Annotated in this window: 15 protein-coding genes; 5 read left to right on the top strand and 10 right to left on the bottom strand. The window is 67.1% G+C overall.

What is annotated here, in order from left to right:
• Positions 1-10 precede the first annotated feature (10 nt).
• From ACFOOQ_RS03545 to ACFOOQ_RS03505, 9 genes are all read right to left on the bottom strand, one after another.
• Complete coding sequence (locus ACFOOQ_RS03545) at positions 11-940, bottom strand: 2-hydroxyacid dehydrogenase (RefSeq protein WP_379721878.1); 930 nt, start codon at positions 938-940, stop codon at positions 11-13.
• A 21-nt stretch (positions 941-961) separates the two neighbouring features.
• Complete coding sequence (locus ACFOOQ_RS03540) at positions 962-2,596, bottom strand: ABC transporter ATP-binding protein (protein WP_379721875.1); 1,635 nt, start codon at positions 2,594-2,596, stop codon at positions 962-964.
• Positions 2,597-2,601: 5 nt separating this feature from the next.
• Positions 2,602-3,630, bottom strand: a complete 1,029-nt coding sequence (locus ACFOOQ_RS03535; protein WP_379721872.1) for an ABC transporter permease — start codon at positions 3,628-3,630, stop codon at positions 2,602-2,604.
• A 144-nt stretch (positions 3,631-3,774) separates the two neighbouring features.
• Positions 3,775-4,884, bottom strand: a complete 1,110-nt coding sequence (locus tag ACFOOQ_RS03530; protein WP_379721869.1) for a microcin C ABC transporter permease YejB — start codon at positions 4,882-4,884, stop codon at positions 3,775-3,777.
• Positions 4,885-4,895: 11 nt separating this feature from the next.
• Positions 4,896-6,740, bottom strand: a complete 1,845-nt coding sequence (locus ACFOOQ_RS03525; protein WP_379721867.1) for an extracellular solute-binding protein — start codon at positions 6,738-6,740, stop codon at positions 4,896-4,898.
• Positions 6,737-7,342, bottom strand: coding sequence for a GNAT family N-acetyltransferase (locus ACFOOQ_RS03520; protein WP_379721864.1), 606 nt, complete (start codon positions 7,340-7,342; stop codon positions 6,737-6,739). The genes ACFOOQ_RS03525 and ACFOOQ_RS03520 overlap by 4 nt, the downstream gene beginning before the upstream one ends.
• A 19-nt stretch (positions 7,343-7,361) precedes the next feature.
• Positions 7,362-9,173 carry an extracellular solute-binding protein gene (locus ACFOOQ_RS03515; RefSeq protein ID WP_379721861.1) on the bottom strand — a complete coding sequence of 604 codons (1,812 nt, stop codon included), beginning with the start codon at positions 9,171-9,173 and terminating at the stop codon, positions 7,362-7,364.
• A 33-nt stretch (positions 9,174-9,206) separates the two neighbouring features.
• On the bottom strand, positions 9,207-10,019 hold the full coding sequence (gene hisN / locus ACFOOQ_RS03510; protein WP_379721858.1) for a histidinol-phosphatase: 813 nt from the start codon (positions 10,017-10,019) through the stop codon (positions 9,207-9,209).
• 35 nt (positions 10,020-10,054) lie between these two features.
• Entirely contained in the window at positions 10,055-10,603 is a 549-nt protein-coding gene (locus tag ACFOOQ_RS03505; RefSeq protein ID WP_379721855.1) for a c-type cytochrome, read from the bottom strand.
• 278 nt (positions 10,604-10,881) lie between these two features.
• On the opposite strand from ACFOOQ_RS03505, the gene ACFOOQ_RS03500 reads away from it, so the two are divergent.
• From ACFOOQ_RS03500 to ACFOOQ_RS03490, 3 genes are all read left to right on the top strand, one after another.
• The gene (locus ACFOOQ_RS03500) at positions 10,882-11,634 is read left to right on the top strand and encodes a 3-deoxy-manno-octulosonate cytidylyltransferase (protein WP_379721852.1); all 753 of its coding nucleotides are present in this window, start codon (positions 10,882-10,884) and stop codon (positions 11,632-11,634) included.
• Positions 11,635-11,652: 18 nt separating this feature from the next.
• The gene (locus ACFOOQ_RS03495) at positions 11,653-12,531 is read left to right on the top strand and encodes a prephenate dehydratase (protein WP_379721849.1); all 879 of its coding nucleotides are present in this window, start codon (positions 11,653-11,655) and stop codon (positions 12,529-12,531) included.
• Positions 12,532-12,617: 86 nt separating this feature from the next.
• Positions 12,618-13,229, top strand: coding sequence for a LysE family translocator (locus tag ACFOOQ_RS03490; protein ID WP_379721846.1), 612 nt, complete (start codon positions 12,618-12,620; stop codon positions 13,227-13,229).
• Here ACFOOQ_RS03490 and ACFOOQ_RS03485 read toward each other — a convergent pair.
• Complete coding sequence (locus tag ACFOOQ_RS03485; RefSeq protein ID WP_379721843.1) at positions 13,226-13,705, bottom strand: MarR family winged helix-turn-helix transcriptional regulator; 480 nt, start codon at positions 13,703-13,705, stop codon at positions 13,226-13,228. The genes ACFOOQ_RS03490 and ACFOOQ_RS03485 overlap by 4 nt on opposite strands.
• Before the next feature lie 140 nt (positions 13,706-13,845).
• On the opposite strand from ACFOOQ_RS03485, the gene ACFOOQ_RS03480 reads away from it, so the two are divergent.
• Both ACFOOQ_RS03480 and ACFOOQ_RS03475 read left to right on the top strand, forming a co-directional pair.
• A complete protein-coding gene (locus ACFOOQ_RS03480; RefSeq protein ID WP_379721839.1) occupies positions 13,846-15,294 on the top strand; it encodes a flavin monoamine oxidase family protein in 1,449 nt (482 codons plus the stop codon).
• Between the two features lie 43 nt (positions 15,295-15,337).
• On the top strand, positions 15,338-16,276 hold the full coding sequence (locus tag ACFOOQ_RS03475) for an aldo/keto reductase (RefSeq protein ID WP_379721836.1): 939 nt from the start codon (positions 15,338-15,340) through the stop codon (positions 16,274-16,276).
• The last annotated feature ends 66 nt before the right edge of the window (positions 16,277-16,342 follow it).

Raw genomic sequence — 16,342 nt, 5'->3', positions numbered from 1 at the left:
GCGCCCGGCCCTAGTAGCCCCGCGTGTAATCCACCAGCCGCAGGATCGGCTGGCCGGTCTGCAGGCGGCGGATATTGTCGACGATCTGCGGCGCCACATGGGCCGGAATGCTGTCGGCGGCATTATGCGGCGTCACCGTCACCTTCGGGTGGGTCCAGAACGGATGGCCGTCGCGCAGCGGCTCCTCGTTGAACACATCCAGCGTGGCGCCCGACAGCCAGTCGCTGTCCAGCGCATGCAGCAGGTCGTCGTCGACCACATGGCCGCCGCGCGCGGCATTGATCACATAGGCGCCGCGCGGCAGCAGCGACAGGGTGCGGCGGCAGATGATGCCGCGGGTCTGCGGCGTCAGCGGCAGCAGGCAGACCAGCACATTGCAGAGGCGCAGGAAGCCCTCGAGATGTTCGTCGCCATGGAAACTGGTGACGCCGTCGATCGCCTTCAGGCCGCGGCTCCAGCTTGCCACCTGGAAACCGAGCCCGAGCAGCTTCTGCGCCGCATGGCTGCCCAGCGTACCCATGCCCATGATGCCGATGATGCGCTGGCCGGGATCGACCGGCGGCAGCCACTGCCATTTGCCGTTGCGCTGGTTCTGCTGCATTGCCGCCACCTGCCGGTGGAAGTGCAGCACATGCAGCAGCACGTATTCGGTCATGCCGACGGTCAGGTTGCCGTCGACCACGCGGGCGAGCGGCACATGGCGCGGGATATTCGGGTCGGCGAGAATGCCGTCGACACCGGCGCCGAAGCTCTGCATCAGCTTCAGGTTCGGAAACGACTGCAGCAGGCCGGCCGGCGGCTTCCACACCAGCGCCACCTCGATCTCGGCCAGGTCGCCGACCTCCGGCCAGAGACGCACGTCGAGATCGGGTGCCAGCGCGCGGATCGCGGCGGCCCAGTCGGCGACCGGATGCGAGGGCGAATAGATCAGCAGGGCCATGGTGGACTCGGTGACGGCGGATTACGTGCGCACGGCAGCGGCATGAATGACCTCGAGGTCGAAGGCCGCCGCGATCAGAGCGCGGGTATAATCGGTGCGCGGCGCCGAGAAGATCTGCGCCGCCGGGGCTTCTTCGACGATGCGGCCGTCCTTCATCACCATCACCCGGTCGGCCAGCGCGCGCACCACCCGCAGGTCATGGCTGATGAACAGGTATGCAAGGTCGTGCTTTCTTTGAAGATCGCGCAGCAGGTCGACGATCTGCGCCTGCACGCTCATGTCGAGCGCCGAGGTCGGCTCGTCCAGCACCACGAAACGCGGCTTGAGCACCATGGCGCGGGCAATGGCGACGCGCTGGCGCTGGCCGCCGGAGAATTCATGGGGGTAGCGGTCCATGGTGGCCGGGTCGAGGCCGACTTCCTCCAGCGCCGCGGCGACCATCTGCCGCCGCCCGGCGTCGCTGCCGCCCATGTCGTGCAGCTTCAGCCCCTCGGCGACGATGTCGTGGATCGACATGCGCGGACTCAGCGAATCATACGGGTCCTGGAAGACGATCTGCATCGCGCGCCGCAGCGGGCGCATCTCGCCCCAGCTCTTGCCCTGCAGGTCGCTGCCGTTGAAACGGATGCCGCCCTCGCTGCGTTGCAGGCGCAGCAGCGCATAGCCCAGCGTCGACTTGCCCGAGCCGCTTTCCCCGACCACGCCGAGTGTCTCGCCGGCGTGGATGGCGAGGCTGATGCCATCCACCGCCTTGATATGGCCGACGGTGCGGCGCAGCAGGCCGCGGGTGATCGGGAACCAGACCTTCACATTGTCGGCCTGCATCACCAGCGGCGCCTCCGGATGGGAGGTCGGCGGCTGGCCTTTCGGCTCGGCCGCCAGCAGCTTGCGGGTATAGGGGTGCTGGGGCGCGGCAAAGACACCAGCGACCGGGCCGGCCTCGACGATCTCGCCATGGGTCATCACGCAGACCTTGTCGGCCACCTTGCGCACGACATTGAGGTCATGGGTGATCAGCAGCAGGGCCATGCCGAGCCGGCCCTGCAGCTCCTTCAGCAGTTTCAGGATCTGCGCCTGGATGGTGACATCGAGCGCCGTGGTCGGCTCGTCGGCAATCAGGATGTCGGGCTCGTTGGCCAGCGCCATGGCGATCATCACGCGCTGGCGCTGGCCGCCCGACAGCTGGTGCGGATAGGCGCCGAGCCGGCTTTCGGCATCCTGCAGGCCGACCAGCCGCAGCAGTTCCAGGGTGCGGGCGCGAGCCGCCGTGCGGCTCATCTTCTTGTGCAGCAGCAGCACCTCGTTGACCTGCTGCTCGATGCTGTGCAGCGGGTTCAGCGAGGTCATCGGTTCCTGGAACACCATGGCGATGCGGTTGCCGCGGATCGCCTGCAGCACGGTCGGTTTCGCGCCGACCATCTCCTCGCCGCGGAAGCGGATCGAGCCGGACGGATGGCTGGCCAGCGGATAGGGCAGCAGCTGCAGCACGGACAGCGCGGTGACCGACTTGCCCGAGCCGCTTTCGCCGACCAGTGCCAGCGTCTCGCTGCGGGCGAGGTCGAAGCTGACGTGGCGGACCGCATCGACGGCACCGGACCCTTCCCCGAAGCGCACGCTCAGGTCTTCTACCTGCAGGATGGTCTCGCCGCGTGCCATGGCGCTCACCGGAAGGTCTTGCGCGGGTCGAAGGCGTCGCGCACCGCCTCGCCGATGAAGATCAGCAGGCTCAGCATCAGCGCCAGGATGGCAAAGGCGGTAATGCCGAGCCAGGGCGCCTGGATGTTGGTCTTGCCCTGGCTGAGCAGCTCGCCGAGCGAGGGCGAGCCGGGCGGCAGGCCGAAGCCGAGGAAATCGAGCGCGGTCAGCGTGGTAATCGCGCCGTTCAGCACGAAGGGCAGCATGGTCAGGCTGGCCACCATGGCGTTGGGCAGCAGATGGCGAAACATGATGGCCACATCGGAGACGCCGAGCGCGCGGGCGGCGCGGACATAGCCGAAATTGCGCGCGCGCAGGAATTCGGCGCGCACCACGCCGACCAGCGACATCCACGAGAACAGCAGCATGATGCCGAGCAGCCACCAGAAATTCGGCTGCACGATGCTGGCCATGATGATCAGCAGGTAGAGCGTCGGCAGGCCGGACCAGATTTCCATGAAGCGCTGGAACAACAGGTCGGTCAGGCCGCCGAAATAGCCCTGCACGGCGCCGGCGGCGACGCCGATCACCGAGCTGACCGCCGTCAGCACCAGGCCGAACAGGATCGAGATGCGAAAGCCGTAGATCAGCCGGGCCAGCACGTCGCGGCCCTGGTCGTCGGTGCCGAGCCAGTTCTCCGTCGAGGGCGGCGCCGGCGCCGGCCGGCCGAGATCGTAGTTGATGGTGCGATAGCTGTAATGCAGCGGCGGCCAGACCATCCAGCCGCCCTTGTCGTGGATCAGCTCTTGCACAAAGGGGTCGCGGTATTTCGCCTCGGTTTCGAAATCGCCGCCGAAGGTGGTCTCCGGATAGGCCTTGAAGACCGGAAAATAGAACTGGCTGTCGTAGCGCACCAGCAGCGGCGCATCATTGGCGATCAGTTCGGCGAACAGGCTGAGGACGAACAGGATGGCGAAGATCCACAGCGACCAGAAGCCGCGGCGGTTGCTGCGGAAGTTGTGCCAGCGGCGCCGGTTGATCGGGCTGATCTGCATGGTCAGGCCCGATCCTTTTTCTTCGTCATGCCCGGGCTTGACCCGGGCATCCCATTTTGTACGGCTGTCGGGAAGGAAAATGAGACCCTCGGGTCAAGCCCGAGGGTGACAAAAGAGTTGGGGAGGCGGCTTGGCGTCATCGCGTCAGGCCTGCCGGCTTTCGAAATCGATGCGCGGATCGACCATCACATAGGTCAGGTCGGAGACCAGCCCGACGATCAGGCCCAGCAGCGTGAAGATGAACAGCGAGCCGAACATGATCGGGTAGTCGCGTTTCAGCGCCGCCTCGAAACCGAGCAGTCCCAAACCGTCGAGCGAGAAGATCACCTCGATCAGCAGGGAAGATGTGAACAGGATGCTGATGAAGGCGCCGGGAAAGCCGGCGATGACGATCAGCATGGCATTGCGGAAGACATGGCCGTAGAGCACGCGGCGCTCGCTGAGGCCCTTGGCGCGGGCGGTCAGCACATAGAGCTTGTTGATTTCCTCAAGGAAGGAATTCTTGGTCAGCATGGTCAGGCTGGCGAAGCCGCCGATCACCATGGACAGCACCGGCAGGGCGATATGCCAGAAATAGTCGGTGATCTTCGCCGGCCAGGACAGGTCGCCCCAGTTGTCCGAGGTCAGGCCGCGCAACGGAAACCACTGCACGAAGCTGCCGCCGGCGAACAGTACGATCAGCAGCACGGCGAACAGGAAGCTCGGGATGGCATAGCCGATGACGATGGCGGCTGAACTCCAGAGGTCGAAACGGCTGCCGTCGCGCACCGCCTTGGCGACACCGAGCGGGATCGAGATCAGGTAGACCAGCAAGGTGGTCCACAGGCCGAGCGAGATCGACACCGGCAGTTTCTCGATGATCAGGTCGATCACCGGCCGGCCCTTGAAATAGCTCTCGCCGAAATCGAGACGGGCATAATTCTTCAGCATCAGCCAGAAGCGTTCCGGCGCCGGCTTGTCGAAGCCGAACTGCTTTTCGATCTTCCTGATGAATTCCGGATCGAGGCCCTGGGCGCCGCGGTATTTGCCGGCGCCGCTGCCGGCCTGGGCCATCGCCGCGCCGGTGACGCCGCTCTCGCCGCCGCTGCCGCCGGAGACGCGGCCGGCGGCATCGGCCGCGGTGCCGGTGACCTGGGCGATCACCTGTTCGACCGGGCCGCCCGGGGCGAACTGGATGACGGCGAAATTGACCACCATGATGCCGAGCAGGGTGGGCACAATCAGCAGCAAGCGGCGCAGGATATAGGCGAGCATGGCTCAGTCTCTCATCTTTGCCGCGGCAGATTCAACGCCCGGTCCCGGGCTGCATCGACCCACCAGGTCTCCTGCAGGCCGGTGGCATAGGGCGGTTTCCCGGCCGGCTTGCCGAACCGGTCCCACCAGGCGAGTTTCACCGTACCGCTGTACCAGTGCGGGATCACATACCAGCCCCACATCAGCACCCGGTCGAGCGCCCGGCAGGCGGTGCGCAGGGCCTCGCGGTCCGGTGCCTTGACGATATGTTCGACCAGGTCGTCGACGGCCGGATCGCGGATGCCGGAGAGATTGTAGCTGCCGACGGTGGCGGCGCTGGCCGACGACCAGAAATTGCGCTGTTCGACCCCGGGGGTCAGCGGCTGGGCGAAGCGCCGGCTGATGATGTCGAAATCGAAGCTGCGCATGCGGTTTTCGAAGGCGGTGACGTCGACCACGCGGATCGTCGGCCGGATGCCGATCAGCTCGAGATTGCGCATGAAGGGCAGCACGATGCGCTCGAAGCTCGGCTCGAACAGCAGGAATTCCAGTGTGAAGGGTTTGCCGGCGGCATCGGCGAGCTGGCCGTCCTTCACTTGCCAGCCGGCCGCAATCAGCAGGGCCTGGGCCTGCTTGAGGTTGGCGCGGTTGCGGCCCGAGCCGTCGGTCTTGGGTGGCTGGTATTCGGTGGTGAACACCGCCTCGGGGACGCGGCCGCGCCAGGGCTCCAGCAGTTTCAGTTCCGCCGCCGAGGGCAGGCCGCTGGCGGCGAGGTCGGAATTCTCGAACATCGAGCGGGTGCGTTTGTACAGGCTGTAGAACAGCGTCTTGTTCATCCACTCGAAATCGAAGGCGAGGTTGAGCGCCTGGCGCACGCGGGGATCGGCGAGCTGCGGCTTGCGGCTGTTGAGGAACCAGGCCTGCACGCCCGACGGCGTGCCGTCCTTCAGCACCGCGCGCATGATCCTGCCGGCATCGAAGGCCGGCCGGCCCTTGTAGCCGGTGGCCCAGAGCCGCGCGGTGATCTCCTCGCGATAGTCGTATTCGCCGGCGAAGAAGGCTTCGGCGGCGATGTCGCGGTCGCGGTAGTAATCCTCGCGCACGATGTCGAAATTATGCTGGCCGCGATGCGCCGGCAGGTCGCGGCCCCACCAGTCCTTCACCCGCTCGAACACCAGGCTGCGCCCGGCATCGACCCGGGCGATGCGGTAGGCGCCCGACGAGGGCGGCGGCTGCAGCACCGGATCGGCGAAATTGCGCCCGGCGAACCAGGCCTTCGACATGATCGGCAGCGACGCCACGATCAGCGGCAGGTCGCGGCGGCTTTCGGTTTCGGCGAAGCGGAACACCACGCGGTGCGGCCCTTCGGCGACGACTTCGAGCAGGTCGTGCAGGACCAGCTGGTAGAGCGGGTGGCCATCCTTCTTCACGGCTTCGAAAGTGAAGACGACATCCTCGGCGGTGATGGGCGCGCCGGTGTCCCAGCGCGCCCCGGGGCGGATGGTGAAGGCGGCCCAGGCACGGCCGGATCCGAGTTCGGCACTCTCGGCAATCGAGCCGTACAGCGCGTCGGGCTCGTCGAAGGCCCGGGTCATCAGGCTTTCATAGGCCAGTTCGAGATCGATGGCCTGCACGCCCTTGAGGATCAGCGGATTGAGGTTGTCGAAACTGTCGAGCTGCCAGGCGCGCAGCTCGCCGCCCTTCGGCGCCGCCGGATTGACGTAGTCGAAATGGGCGAAACCGGCCGGGTATTTCAGGTCGCCGAAAGCGGACAGGCCATGGCGCGGGCCGACAATATCGGCGGCGGCCCGCGCCGCTCCCGGGCGGACCAGGCCGGCGGCGAACAGCAGGAACAGGGCGTCGCGTCGGCTGGTCACTCCGACTTGTCCGCAGTGCCGTCGATGCGGAAGCGCAGGCTGGCTTTCACGGTGGGCCATTCTACCGGCAGGATGCTGTAAACGCAGGTATCGCGCAATGTACCATTGCGGGCGACCTGGTGGCTGCGCAGCACGCCGTCGAGCTTGGCGCCGAGCCGCTCGATCGCCTGGCGGCTCTGCCGGTTGAAGAAATGCGTGCGGAATTCGACGGCGATGCAGTCAAGCGTCTCGAAGGCGTATTCCAGCAGCAGCAGCTTGGCCCGGGTGTTCAGCGTCGTGCGCTGCACGGATTTGCGATACCAGGTGGCGCCGATCTCGACCCGTTTGTTGGCGGCATCGACATGCATGTAGGTGGTCATGCCGACTGCCTTGCCACTGGTGCGGTCCATCACCGTGAACGGCAGCATGCTGCCCTGGGCCTGCAGGGCGAGCCGGTTGTCGATTTCGGCTGTCATCGTCTCCGGTGCCGGGATCGCCGTGTACCACAGCTTCCACAGCTCGCCGTCCTTGACCGCCTCGGTCAGGTCGGCGGCATGGGCATGGGCCAGCGGGACCAGCGCGACGCGGTCGTCCTGCAGGGTGACGGGGGAAAGCCAGGTCATTGCGCTCTCTCTGTGATGGTCACTGGCGGGCGGCGGCGAGCTTCGCCGCCTTGGCCGGATCGACCCACCAGGACATGAAGTCGACGCCGCTGGCCGGGTTTTTCGCCGGCATGCCGAACTTGTTCCAGTATGCGATACGGTCGGCATTCAGTGCAAAGCTCGGCGAGATATACCAGCCCCAGGTCAGCGCACGGTCGAGCGCGCGAACCGCCGGGATCAGTGCATGCCGGCTCGGCGCGCCGATCACGTCGTCGATCAGGGTGTCGATGGCCGGGTTCTTGATGCCGGCATAATTCTGGCTGCCGGGATTGTCGGCCGCCTTGCTGGAAAAGAAGAACCGCTGTTCGTTGCCCGGCGAGCTCGACTGGCCCCAGCCGGCATAGATCACGTCGTAGTCGAACTCGCGCAGGCGCCGCACATACTGGGCGCTGTCGATGGCCTGCATGGTCAGGGTGATGCCGAGCCGCTGCAGGCTCTGCGCCCAGGGCGCCGCCATGCGTTCGTAGGACGGGTCCTGCATCATGAAGGTGATGGTGAACGGCTCGCCCTTGGCGTTCACCAGCCTGCCGTCCTTGACCTCCCAGCCGGCCTCCTTCAGCAGCTTCGTCGCCTCGCGCAGGTTCTTGCGGTCAAAGCCGCTGCCGTCCGAGACCGGCGGCTTCCAGGCCGGACCGAACACCTCTTTCGGCAATTTGTCGCGCAGCGGCTCCAGCAGCTTCAGTTCGTCGGGCGAGGGCGCGCCCTCGGCGGCAAAGATCGAATTGTCGAAATAGCTGGCGGGCCGGTAATAGGCGCCATAGGCGAGGTTCTTGTTCACCCATTCGAAATCCCAGGCGAGCGTGAGTGCGTGGCGCACCCGCGGGTCGCTGAACTTGTCGCGCCGGGTGTTGTAGATGAAACCGCTGATGCCGCCGGGCCGGTTGTGCTTGACCATTTCCTTCTTCACCAGGCCCTGCTCGATGGCCGGGAAAGTGTAGAAGGTGGCCCATTCGCGGCCGCTGTTCTCGCTGCGGAAATCATACTGGCCCGACTTGAAGGCCTCGCGCATCACCGTCTGGTCGCGATAGACGTCGTAGCGGATGATGCCGAAATTATAGCGGCCGCGGTTGATCGGCAGGTCCTTGCCCCACCAGTCGGCGCGGCGTTCGTAGGTGATGGCGCGGTTGGCTTCGAAGCTCTTGATCCGGTAGGGACCCGAGCCGGCCCAGGGCTCCAGCGTCACCTTGTCGAAGCCGCGCTTCGCCCACACCGCCTTCTGCAGCACCGGCAACTGGCCCATGATCTGCGGCAGCTCGCGGTTCTTCGGGCCCGAGAAGCTGAATTTCACCTTGCGCGGCCCCAGCGCCTCGGCCTTGGCCACATTGGCGTAATAGAGCTGCATGGTCGGCGCGCCGTCCTTCCTGATCTGGTCGAAGCTCCAGACCACGTCGTCGGCGGTAACCGGCTGGCCGTCGGCCCATGTCGCCTGCGGCCGCAGGGTGAAGACGATCCAGCTCAGGTCGTCCGGCACCTCGACGCTCTCGGCCAGCAGGCCGTATTCGCTGAGGTCGTCATCCGGCGGCTGGGTCATCAGGGTTTCGTAGACGAGGCCGAGGCCCGGCGCCGAATCGCCCTTGGGAATGAAGGGATTGAGGCTGTCGAAACCGGACGGCGTCGCCAGCTTCAGCTCGCCGCCCTTGGGCGCATCCACGTTGACGTAATCGAGCTGCTTGAAGTCCGCGCCATATTTCGGGGCATCGCCAAGCGACAGTGCATGGCTGGTTTTCGTCTGCGCGGCAGCCGCTCCCGACAGCAGCAGGAAGACGGCAAGACTGGCAATGGCGAAACGCATGGCGGACTCCCGTAAATGGCGCGGCCGGGAGATTCAGGCTCCGGCGAGAATGTCGAGCGCGGCCCGGTGCAGCGCCGGATTGGCGGCGGCGATCACCCGCGACCGGCCGGCGGTGGTCAGCGGCCGGCCCTCCCAGTCGGATATAAGACCGCCGGCGCCCGCGACCACCGGTACCAGGGCGGCATAATCATAGGGCTGCATATGGCCGTCGAGCGCCAGTTCGGCGAACCCCGAGGCGACCATGGCATAGGCGATGCAGTCGCCGCTCATCCGGTTGATGCGGCAGCTCTGGCGCAGGCGCGTGAAGGCAGCCGCCTCGGTCTCGCTGAAGGCATCGACATAGGTGGTCAGCACGGCGGCACCGGCCAGCGTCTCGACCTTGCTGGTGCGGGCCGGCTGGCCGTTGCAGGTGGTCGGCCGGCCCGGCGCGCCGAGCCAGCGGTCGCGGGTGACCGGCTGGTCGATCACGCCGATCACCGGCTGGTGCTCATGGGTCAGCGCCACCAGCGTGCCGAAGATCGGCAGGCCGGTGACAAAGCTCTTGGTGCCGTCGATGGGGTCGAGGATCCACTGCCATGGCGCTTCGGGGCGCAGGTGGCCGTATTCCTCGCCGAAGATGCCGTGCTCGGGATACTGCGCCTCGATGGCCTTGCGCATCACCGCCTCGGCGGCGCGGTCGGCCGCCGTCACCGGCGAGGCATCGGCCTTGCTTTCGACATCCAGCGGCTGGCGGAAATAGGGCCGGATCGCTTCGCCGGCGAGATCGGCGAGATGGCCGGCAAAGGCAACGGCGTCATCGAGGAAGCCGGCGGGCAGATCATGCAAAAAGGCCGGGATGTCGCGCATGTCGACCGCCCGGCCTTTGGTCTCTGAACGCTGTCTTACTGGGCGGCCGGGTACGGCACCGGGCTGTCGGACAGGGTGTGCAGGTAGGCCAGCAGGTCGGCGCGCTGCTTCGGGTTCGGGATGCCGGTGAACGACATCTTGGTGCCCGGGGCATAGGCCTGCGGCTTCTTCAGGAAGTGATAGAGGTTCTCGTAGGTCCAGTCGCCTTCGGTCTTCTTGATCGCGTCCGAATAGGCGAAGCCGGCCATATGGCCCTTGTGGTTGCCGACGATGCCATAGAGGTTCGGGCCGATCTTGGCCGCGCCGCCCTTGTCGAAGGTGTGGCAGGCGTGGCACTTGGTGGCGACCTTTTCGCCGGCGGCCGGATCGGCGGCGGCCAGCAGGGTGGCGACCGGCGGATCCTGCTCTTCCTTCTTCGGCGCGGCGCCGGCGGCACCGGCTTCCTCGGCGACTTCGACCTTGAAGCCGGCTTCCTTGATCGGCTTCTCGTGGATCAGGATGTTCCCGAACTGATTGACGCCCATGATGATCAGCAGGCAGAACAGCACGGCGCCAATAATCTTGTTCAGCTCGAAACTATCCATCTCTCGTCACTCCAGACTTCCGCCCGGCGCGCCATGCCGGCGGGGCGGGGGTAGCGAAACGGGGGAAAACAGGCCGGAACGGCCCGAAAATCGCGCTGCACATTAGCGGCTTCCCCGGACCCTCCGCAACCCGTATATATCGGCGGCTCAAAGACTTCCCGTGGCGCCTGCTGCGGCGAAGTGCCGCACCTGGGCCGTCTGCCCGAGTCGTCTGCAACCGCCTGTCCCGCCACCGATTCCAGCCTGCCGAGGCCGTCTGTTCAGCCATGCCCGCCGCCATGTCCGCCGTGCCCCAGAATCCGATCGTCCTGATCCCCTCCCGGCTCGCCTCGACCCGCCTGCCGGACAAGCCGCTGGCCGACATCCACGGCCTGCCGATGATCGTGCATTGCCTGCGCCGCGCCGAGGAAGCCGGCTTCGCCCGGGTCGCGGTCGCATGCGGCGATGCCGCGATTGCCGAAGCCGTGCAGGCGGCCGGCGGTGAGGCGGTGCTGACCGACCCGAATCATCCGTCCGGCTCCGACCGCATCTTCGAGGCCCTGCAGCGCCTCGACCCCGAGCGCCGGCATGACGCCGTGGTGAACTTCCAGGGCGACCTGCCGGCCATCGACCCGACAGTGATCGCCGCGGCGCTGACCCCGCTGGCCGACCCGGCCATCGACATTGCCACCCTGGCGACGCCGATCGTGGACAAGCACGAGATCGACGACCCCAATGTGGTGAAGGCGGTGCTCAGCCTGGCGCCCGGCGCCACGACCGGCCGTGCGCTGTATTTCAGCCGCCGCCCGGTGCCGTCGGGCGAGGGGCCGTTGTGGCATCATATCGGCATCTACGCCTATCGCCGTGCCGCGCTGGAGCGTTTCGTCAGCCTGAAGCCCTCGCCGCTGGAACAGCGCGAGAAGCTCGAGCAGCTGCGCGCGCTGGAGAACGGCATGGCGATTGCGGCGGCCGTCGTTGACACCCTGCCGCTCGGTGTCGATACTCCCGCCGACCTTGAGCGCATCCGCCAGGTCATGCAGAAATCCCGCTAAAAATCAGTCAGAAACATCATGCCGCCAGCCGTCGTCATCGCCACCGAATCCTCCGACCCCGCGCAGGTGGTCGCCTTCCAGGGTGCGCCCGGTGCCTATTCGCATCTGGCCTGCCGTGAGGCGCTGCCCGATCTGGCGCCGCTGCCCTGCGCGACGTTTGAGGATGCCTTTGCCGCGGTGCGCGAGGGCAGGGCAGCCTGTGCGCTGATCCCGATCGAGAATTCGACCGCCGGCCGCGTCGCCGACATCCACCAGCTGCTGCCCGAGGGCGGGCTGTTCATCACCGCCGAGCATTTCCTGCGCGTGCGGCACCAGCTGCTGGCGCCCAAGGGCACGACGCTGAAGACCCTGAAGCGGGTCTACAGCCATGTGCAGGCGCTGTCGCAATGCCGTCGCGCCACCAGGGACCTTGGCCTCGAGCCCGTCGTTGCCAGCGACACCGCGGGTTCGGCCAGGGAAGTGGCCGAGCGCAACAATCCGGAAGAGGCGGCCATCGCCTCGTCGATTGCCGGCGAGCTCTACGGCCTGCAGACCCTGCGCGCCGATATCGAGGATACCCATACCAACACCACGCGCTTCATCCGGCTGGAACGCCAGCGCCGCGACCCCGATCCGAACGGCGCCGCTACCTGCGTCACCGCGATCATGTTCCGGGTGCGCAGCGTGCCGGCCGCGCTCTACAAGGCGCTCGGCGGCTTCGCCACCAACAGCGTCAACGTGATCAAGCTGGAAAGCTACCTGTCGGACGGCTTCAAGGTCGCCGAATTCTACGCCGAGATCGAGGGCCATCCGGCCCATCACAATGTCGACCTGGCGTTGCAGGAGCTGGAGTATTTCAGCCGCTCGCTGAAGGTGATCGGCGTATTCACCGCGCACGCTTACCGTTCGGAAGCCTGACCGCACCATCCGCACAGGATAATCTACGCGGGATATTCTGCACGGGCGTTCCAGACATCGCCGGCGCGGCGCTGTCTGCTGGCGGCATGTCGCTCGACCAGATCATCGCCTTTTACCTGTTTGCTGTGGTTGCCGCTGTCACGCCGGGGCCAGGCAATGTGCTGCTCACCGCCACCGGCGCCCAGGCCGGGCTGTGGCGCGGCCTGCCCTGCCTGCTCGGCGTGTCCAGCGGTGCCGCGGCGCTGATGTTCGCCGCGGCCGCCAGCCTCGGCGGCCTGATGCAGTTGCATCCCCTGCTGCTGCAGGGGATGCGCATCGTCGGCGCCGCCTTTCTGCTCTGGCTGGCGTGGAAAATCGCGACGGCCCCGGTGGCAACGGACCCTGCACCGGCAGTGCCGCCGCGACCGGTCGGTTTCATCGGCGCCGCCCTGCTGCAATGGGTCAATCCGAAGGTATGGATGGTCGCCGCCGGCGCGGTCGCCACCTATCTGCCGGCTGGCAGTGGCGATGAAGGGTTGCTGGTGCGTGCGGGCGTGTTCGCGCTGGTTTTCCTCGCCGCGGCGCTGCCGAGCGGCTTCGTCTGGCTCGCCTTCGGTGCGGCCGCGCAGCGCCTGCTGACCGATCCGCGGCGGCAGCGCATCTTCAATGTCGCGATGGGCGTGATTCTGGCCGGCTCGGTCGCGCTGATCCTGCTCTAGCGTGCAGCGATGAAAGCATTGAACGCATCGCGCAGGCCGCTGGCGGCGTCTTTCAGCCGCATCAGTTCCTCAAGGCTGCGGCCCGAGGCCTCCAGCACGGTCGACGGGCAGATGGCGGCGCGCTGCTTCAGCGCCGCGCCGGCCTTGGTCAGCGCAATGCGCACCTGGCGCTCGTCGTCGGGATTGCGCCGGCGCGTCACATAGCCCGCCGTCTCCAGCCGCTTCAGCAGCGGGGTCAGCGTGCTCGATTCGAGGAACAGCCGCTCGCCCAGCTCGCCGACAGTCTGGCCGTCCTGCTCCCACAGCGCCAGCATCACCAGATACTGCGGATAGGTCAGGCCCATGGCGTCCAGCAGCGGCTTGTACAGCCGGTTGAAGGCGAGGCCGGCCGAATAGATGGCAAAGCAGAGCTGGTTATCCAGCTGCAGCATCGAATCGGCTGATGAATGCTTGGCGGGCGGCGTGGTGCGGGTCATGGCGGCGGCTCCTGATCTCCCTCTTACATAAATAAGACAGCACCAGCCACGACTTCGTGAGGCCAGAGGCCTTGGCGCGGCACCGGCCCGCTGGCGTTAATTTTTTGCGCTTTGCCGCCATCGCACGGCATAATGGCAGCATGAAGACTCCCACACGACGCGACGCCATCGCCACCGGCATGGCGGCCGGCCTGCTGCCGCCGCTGCTGCTGCCCAAGACGGTGGCTGCGGCGCCGGCGACCGCGGCATTGCCCGCCGATGTCGATGTCGCCATCGTCGGCGCCGGCATGGCCGGGCTGGCGGCCGCCATGATGCTGACCGAACGCGGCCGCAGCGTCGCCGTGCTCGAGGCGCGCGACCGCATCGGTGGCCGTGTCTGGACCGATACCGCCCGGCTCGGCGTGCCGGTCGATCTCGGTGCCGCCGCGCTCAAATCCTCGGACGTCAATCCGCTGGTCGCTGAACTGCGCCGCCGCGAGGTGCGCATGCAGCCCGACGACGGCGACTTCTGGCTGTTCGACCGCGACAGCCGCGGCGGCAGCCGCGATGCCGAACCGCTCGACTACGACGCGCTTGGCGCCGCCTATGACCGCATCGACGACGCGCTGGCCGATGCGAAAGTGTTGCGCGCCGACGTAGCCCTGGCCAGCCGGGTGAAACTCGACGGAGACGTGCCGGCCAGCGGCAATACCGCCGGCAGTATTGCCGGGCGCTGGAGCGAACTGGCCCGCGCCATGGCCGGGCCGTTGCATCTCGGCGTCGAGTTCAACCAGGTCGCCGCGCTGGATGCGCCGCGGCTGTCCGGCACCGGCAACGAGATCTGGCTGCCCGGCGGCCTCGGCGGCTGGCTCGCCGGTTACGCCCAGGGCCTGCCGGTCTATCTGTCGCGTCCGGTCAGCCGCATCGACTGGTCGGGCCGTGGCGTCACGCTGGCCACCGCCGAAGGCCAGGTGCGCGCCGAGGCCTGCATCGTCACCCAGCCGCCGGCTCTGCTGGCGGCGTCCGGCACGAAGGACGGCATCCTGTTCCAGCCCGGCCTGCCCGATGTGCAGCGCGAGGCGCTCGGGCGGCTCGGCAGCGGCCTGCTCGACCGCATTGCCCTGCTGTACGAGCCCGGCAGTTTCGAGGCGCCGGTGAATACCCAGGCGCTGTCGCGCGGCGGCAGTGACGGCAAGGGCGGCGGCATCCTCGCGTTCCGCCTCAATGTGCAGGCCCAGCCGGTGGCGATCGCGCTGGCCGGCGGCGACTATGCCCGCGATCTCGAAGCGCGCGGCGAGGCCGCCGCCATTGCCGCGGCCCGTGCGCAGCTCAAGGCCATGCTCGGCGACGAGGTTGACCGCCGCTTCGTGCGCGGCATCGCCTCGGCCTGGGGCCGCGATCCGTGGAGCCGCGGCGCCATCTGCGTCGCCCGGCCGGGTTTTTCGGCGGCGCGCCGCATCGCCGGGCGGGCGCTGTCGGGGCCGGCCGGCCGCGTCCGCGTGCTGTTCTGCGGCGAGGCCTTCGCGCCGCAGGACTGGATCGGGTCGGTCGCCGGCGCCTGGCTGTCCGGCCGCCAGGCGGCGGCCGAAGCCTTGCGCATGCTCGGCTGAAGGTCTTTGCTGCGTATACGTTCCCCAGCAAGGAGAGTCTCCCGTGAAGTTCCGTAATCTCGGCAAGTCCGGCCTTTTGGTTTCCGAAGTCGGTCTCGGCTGCAACAATTTCGAGATGCGCCTCGATCTCGAAGCCTCGCGCAAGGTGATCCACAAGGCGCTCGATCTTGGCATCACCCTGTTCGACACCGCCGATGTCTACGGCAACAAGGGCGGCTCCGAGACGCAGATGGGCAAGATCCTCGGTGCGCGGCGCAAGGACATCGTGCTGGCAACCAAATTCGCCATGCCGATGGATGACGCCGGTAGGAAGGTCGGCGCCTCGCGCCGCTACATCATGACTGCGGTGGAAGACAGCCTGAAGCGGCTGCAGACCGATTACATCGACCTCTACCAGCAGCACCAGCCCGATCCGAACACGCCGATCGACGAGACCCTGCGGGCGCTCGACGACCTGATCCGCCAGGGCAAGGTGCGCTATATCGGCAATTCCAACTTCACCGGCTGGCAGATCGCCGATGCCGACTGGACGGCGCGCCAGCTCGGGCTCAACCGCTTCGTCTCGGCGCAGGACGAACTCAGCCTCGTCTTCCGCAAGACCGAGGAGGAACGCCTGCCGGCCTGCGCGCATCTCGGTCTCGGCTTCCTGCCGTTCTTCCCGCTGGCCAGCGGCCTGCTGACCGGCAAGCACAAGGCCGGCACGGCAGCCGAAGGCTCGCGGCTCGCCAATACCCAGCGGCTGGCCGACCGCTACATGACGCCGGCCAATCTGGCCGTGGTCGAACGCCTGCGCGGCTGGTGCGACACACGCGGCATCGGCATGACCGATCTGGCGTTTGCCTGGCTGCTGGCCAAACCGGTGGTCTCCAGCGTGATCGCCGGGGCGACCAAGCCCGAACAGCTCGAGCAGAACGTCAAGGCCGGCGAGACGAAGCTGACCGCCGAGGATCTCGCCGAGGTGGCGAAGCTGCTCGAAGGCTGAGGCATTCTCCTGCATGATGCGCGGCTGCGTCTGGACACCTTTGTCGCAGCTTGACGTGGATCAACG

The organism is Ferrovibrio xuzhouensis (genome assembly GCF_042648965.1).
GTDB lineage: Bacteria > Pseudomonadota > Alphaproteobacteria > Ferrovibrionales > Ferrovibrionaceae > Ferrovibrio > Ferrovibrio xuzhouensis.
Note: the sequence above shows the minus strand (reverse complement) of the source record. Positions and strands in the feature narration are given on the sequence as shown.